The organism is Halospina denitrificans (assembly GCF_004364635.1).
GTDB lineage: Bacteria > Pseudomonadota > Gammaproteobacteria > Pseudomonadales > Oleiphilaceae > Halospina > Halospina denitrificans.
Genome location: NZ_SOAX01000009.1, coordinates 1 through 5,342, shown reverse-complemented (window position 1 = coordinate 5,342; position 5,342 = coordinate 1). Strand labels below are relative to the sequence as shown.

The 5,342-nt window shown below is 55.6% G+C and carries 2 tRNA genes and 3 rRNA genes; all 5 read right to left on the bottom strand.

Features of this window, described 5'->3' with window-relative positions:
* Positions 1 to 27: 27 nt before the first annotated feature.
* Positions 28 to 142: ribosomal RNA gene (gene rrf / locus DES49_RS15325) — 5S ribosomal RNA — on the bottom strand.
* A gap of 66 nt (positions 143 to 208) precedes the next feature.
* A 23S ribosomal RNA gene (locus DES49_RS15320) occupies positions 209 to 3,100 on the bottom strand.
* 233 nt (positions 3,101 to 3,333) lie between these two features.
* Positions 3,334 to 3,409: transfer RNA gene (locus tag DES49_RS15315), tRNA-Ala, on the bottom strand.
* Positions 3,410 to 3,446: 37 nt separating this feature from the next.
* A tRNA-Ile gene (locus DES49_RS15310) sits at positions 3,447 to 3,523 on the bottom strand.
* 105 nt (positions 3,524 to 3,628) lie between these two features.
* Positions 3,629 to 5,160, bottom strand: a 16S ribosomal RNA gene (locus DES49_RS15305).
* Together the 16S, 23S and 5S rRNA genes with 2 tRNA genes alongside form the textbook arrangement of a ribosomal RNA operon.
* Between the last annotated feature and the right edge of the window lie 182 nt (positions 5,161 to 5,342).

Here is a 5,342-nt window from a genome sequence, read left to right as displayed (position 1 = left end):
TTACCGGGCGGGGCTTTGGGTGTAGGCGCCTGACGATGACCTACTCTCGCATGGGAGACCCCACACTACCATCGGCGCTGAGTGGTTTCACTTCTGAGTTCGGCAAGGGATCAGGTGGTTCCCACTCGCTGTGGTCGTCAGGCAAAAAGGCAGGCAAGCAGTAATGCTGATTCAAGCGTTACCCGGAGCGCATGCGCTGGGGTGTTATATAGTCAAGCCGCACGAGCCATTAGTACCGGTTAGCTTAACGCCTTGCAGCGCTTCCACACCCGGCCTATCCACGTCCTGGTCTTGGACGGCTCTTCAGGGGCCTCGAGGGCCCGGGGAGATTTCATCTTGGAAGGGGCTTCCCGCTTAGATGCCTTCAGCGGTTATCCTGTCCGAACTTAGCTACCCGGCAATGCCACTGGCGTGACAACCGGAACACCAGAGGTTCGTCCACTCCGGTCCTCTCGTACTAGGAGCAGCTTTCCTCAAATCTCCAACGTCCACGGCAGATAGGGACCGAACTGTCTCACGACGTTCTAAACCCAGCTCGCGTACCACTTTAAATGGCGAACAGCCATACCCTTGGGACCGGCTTCAGCCCCAGGATGTGATGAGCCGACATCGAGGTGCCAAACACCGCCGTCGATGTGAACTCTTGGGCGGTATCAGCCTGTTATCCCCGGAGTACCTTTTATCCGTTGAGCGATGGCCCTTCCATACAGAACCACCGGATCACTAAGACCTGCTTTCGCACCTGCTCGACATGTTGGTCTCGCAGTCAAGCGGGCTTATGCCTTTACACAAACCGTACGATGTCCGACCGTACTTAGCCCACCTTTGTGCTCCTCCGTTACGCTTTGGGAGGAGACCGCCCCAGTCAAACTACCCACCACACAGTGTCCTCGCGCTGGATGACAGCGCTGAGTTAGAACCTCAAACATGCCAGGCTGGTATTTCAAGGGTGGCTCCACGGCAACTGGCGTTACCGCTTCAAAGCCTCCCAGCTATCCTACACAAGCATGCTCAAAGTTCACTGTGAAGCTATAGTAAAGGTTCACGGGGTCTTTCCGTCTGGCCGCGGATACACTGCATCTTAACAGCGATTTCAATTTCACTGAGTCTCGGGTAGAGACAGCGCCCCCATCGTTACGCCATTCGTGCAGGTCGGAACTTACCCGACAAGGAATTTCGCTACCTTAGGACCGTTATAGTTACGGCCGCCGTTTACCGGGGCTTCGATCAAGAGCTTCGCGCGAACGCTAACCCCATCAATTAACCTTCCGGCACCGGGCAGGCGTCATACCCTATACATCCTCTTTCGAGTTCGCAGAGTACTGTGTTTTTAGTAAACAGTCGTAGGGGCCTGGTATCTTCGACCGCCTCGTGCTCCGCCCGCGAGGGACTTCACACTAACGCGGCGTGCCTTCTCCCGAAGTTACGGCACCATTTTGCCTAGTTCCTTTACCCGAGTTCTCTCAAGCGCCTTGGGATTCTCACCCTGACCACCTGTGTTGGTTTGGGGTACGGTCCCACGTGACCTGAAGCTTAGAGGCTTTTCCTGGAAGCATGGCATCGGCGGCTTCGCGCCCTTGGGCGCTCGTCGTCGCGTCTCGACGTTGCGGCTGCGGATTTGCCTACAGCCACTGCCTACACGCTTGAACCGGGACAACCACTCGCCCGGCTCCGCCTAGCCTTCTCCGTCCCCCCATCGCAGTCACGCGAGGTACGGGAATATTAACCCGTTTCCCATCGACTACACCTTTCGGTCTCGTCTTAGGGGCCGACTCACCCTGCGCCGATTGGCGTTGCGCAGGAAACCTTGGTCTTCCGGCGAGGAGGGTTTTCACCTCCTTTATCGTTACTCATGTCAGCATTCGCACTTCTGATACCTCCAGCCAACCTCTCGGTGGACCTTCGCAGGCGTACAGAACGCTCCTCTACCACGCCTCAAAGAGGCGTCCGCAGCTTCGGTGACCGGTTTAGCCCCGTTACATCTTCCGCGCAGGCCGACTCGACTAGTGAGCTATTACGCTTTCTTTAAAGGATGGCTGCTTCTAAGCCAACCTCCTAGCTGTCTTTGCCTTCCCACATCGTTTCCCACTTAACCGGTACTTGGGGACCTTAGCTGGCGGTCTGGGTTGTTGCCCTCTTGACAACGGACGTTAGCACCCGCTGTCTGTCTCCCGTGATTGCACTTGCTGGTATTCGGAGTTTGCATGGGGTTGGTAAGCCGAGATGGCCCCCGAGCCCAAACAGTGCTCTACCCCCAGCAGTGATACACGAGGCGCTACCTAAATAGCTTTCGAGGAGAACCAGCTATCTCCGGGCTTGATTAGCCTTTCACTCCGATCCACAGCTCATCCCCCCATTTTTCAACATAGGTGGGTTCGGGCCTCCAGTCGGTGTTACCCGACCTTCACCCTGGCCATGGATAGATCGCCCGGTTTCGGGTCTACTCCCAGCGACTGGCCGCCCTGTTAAGACTCGGTTTCCCTACGGCTCCCCTAAACGGTTAACCTTGCCACTGAAAGTAAGTCGCTGACCCATTATACAAAAGGTACGCAGTCACCCCCCGAAGGAGGCTCCCACTGCTTGTACGCAAACGGTTTCAGGGTCTATTTCACTCCCCTCACAGGGGTTCTTTTCGCCTTTCCCTCACGGTACTGGTTCACTATCGGTCAGTCAGGAGTATTTAGCCTTGGAGGATGGTCCCCCCGTGTTCAGACAGGTTTCCACGATCCCCGTCCTACTCGATTTCACTTATGGGCGCGTTTCGCGTACGAGACTATCACTCTCTATGGTGTGACTTTCCAGACACTTCCACTACCCACCCATAAGCTTAAGGGCTAATCCCCGTTCGCTCGTCGCTACTTGGGGAATCTCGGTTGATTTCTTTTCCTCCGGGTACTTAGATATTTCAGTTCCCCGGGTTCGCCTCGAGCGCCTATGTATTCAGCGCACGATACCTGGCCGAAACCAGGTGGGTTTCCCCATTCGGAGATCGCCGGATCGAAGCTTGTTTGCCAGCTCCCCGACGCTTTTCGCAGGCTTCCACGTCCTTCATCGCCTCTGACTGCCAAGGCATCCACCGTTTGCGCTTATTCGCTTGACTATATAACCCGCAGCGCACGCCTAAACGTGATCTACAGGTCACTGCCAATACGCCGGATAACGCTTGAATCAGTGCAATTGATCAAATGAGCGCTTTTCCCAAAAGGGAAAGTCGTCACTTATCCAATTACAAATATTACTGCTTGCCGAATTGTTAAAGAGCATTGTGATGCGTGTGATCACAGATCAGTTTTCTCAGCGAAAAAACTCATCTTTGATCACCGTTTCCAGAACTGGTGGAGCCGAGGAGAATCGAACTCCTGACCTCCTGCGTGCAAGGCAGGCGCTCTCCCAACTGAGCTACGGCCCCGTCTCTCACTAGCGCCAGAACCGCACGCGGGCAATTCTGGTGGGTCTGGGTGGACTTGAACCACCGACCTCACCCTTATCAGGGGTGCGCTCTGACCAACTGAGCTACAGACCCAAACTCATCAAGGGCTGTCACCCTTGCCGGGCCTCGCCCAGAACTATGCTCTTACAACGGGTCAGATTATTTGTTGTGGACGCTGGAGAGGCGTCGACGTGTCGATAAGGAGGTGATCCAGCCGCAGGTTCCCCTACGGCTACCTTGTTACGACTTCACCCCAGTCGTGAACCACACCGTGGCGATCGTCCTCCCGAAGGTTAGACTAACCGCTTCTGGTGCAGTCCACTCCCATGGTGTGACGGGCGGTGTGTACAAGGCCCGGGAACGTATTCACCGCAGCATTCTGATCTGCGATTACTAGCGATTCCGACTTCACGGAGTCGAGTTGCAGACTCCGATCCGGACTACGAGGCGTTTTAAGGGATTCGCTGCACCTCGCGGCTTAGCTGCCCTCTGTGCGCCCCATTGTAGCACGTGTGTAGCCCTGGCCGTAAGGGCCATGATGACCTGACGTCATCCCCACCTTCCTCCGGTTTGTCACCGGCAGTCTCCCTAGAGTTCCCGGCCGGACCGCTGGCAACTAAGGACAAGGGTTGCGCTCGTTACGGGACTTAACCCAACATCTCACGACACGAGCTGACGACGGCCATGCAGCACCTGTCACTGCGCTCCCGAAGGCACCAAGCTATCTCTAGCAAGTTCGCAGGATGTCAAGACCAGGTAAGGTTCTTCGCGTTGCGTCGAATTAAACCACATGCTCCACCGCTTGTGCGGGCCCCCGTCAATTCATTTGAGTTTTAACCTTGCGGCCGTACTCCCCAGGCGGAGAACTTATCGCGTTAGCTGCGTCACTAAGGCTTCAATAGCCCCAACGACTAGTTCTCAGCGTTTACAGCGTGGACTACCAGGGTATCTAATCCTGTTTGCTACCCACGCTTTCGCACCTCAGCGTCAATGTCAGCCCAGGCAGTCGCCTTCGCCACTGGTGTTCCTCCAGATATCTACGCATTTCACCGCTACACCTGGAATTCCACTACCCTCTGCTGCATTCTAGCCTGGCAGTTCGAATTGCCATTCCCAGGTTGAGCCCGGGGCTTTCACAACTCGCTTACCAAACCGCCTACGCGCCCTTTACGCCCAGTAATTCCGATTAACGCTTGCACCCTCCGTATTACCGCGGCTGCTGGCACGGAGTTAGCCGGTGCTTCTTCTGCCGGTAACGTCAACACTAGCCGGTATTAACGACTAGCTTTTCCTCCCGACTGAAAGTGCTTTACAACCCGAAAGCCTTCTTCACACACGCGGCATGGCTGGATCAGGGTTGCCCCCATTGTCCAATATTCCCCACTGCTGCCTCCCGTAGGAGTCCGGGCCGTGTCTCAGTCCCGGTGTGGCTGATCATCCTCTCAGACCAGCTACGGATCGTCGCCTTGGTAAGCCGTTACCCCACCAACAAACTAATCCGACATGGGCCCATCCAATAGCGCGAGCACAAAGGCCCGCTTTCCCCCTCAGGGCGTATGCGGTATTAATCCGGGTTTCCCCGGGCTATCCCCCACTACTGGGCAAGTTCCCATGCATTACTCACCCGTCCGCCGCTCGTCAGCATCCCGAAGGACCTGTTACCGCTCGACTTGCATGTGTTAGGCCTGCCGCCAGCGTTCAATCTGAGCCATGATCAAACTCTTCAGTTTAAATCATTCGATGCCGAAGCATCTTATACAAGCTCAAAGACCGCACTCGAATCAACGAGCACTGACCTTTGATGATCTGTCGACCACCTCAGCCAGCGCCCACACAAATAATCTGACCCAATTGTTAAAGAACCTCAGCCGCGTTAAGCCGCTGATTTAGGACCGCAAATTCTAAAGCAATT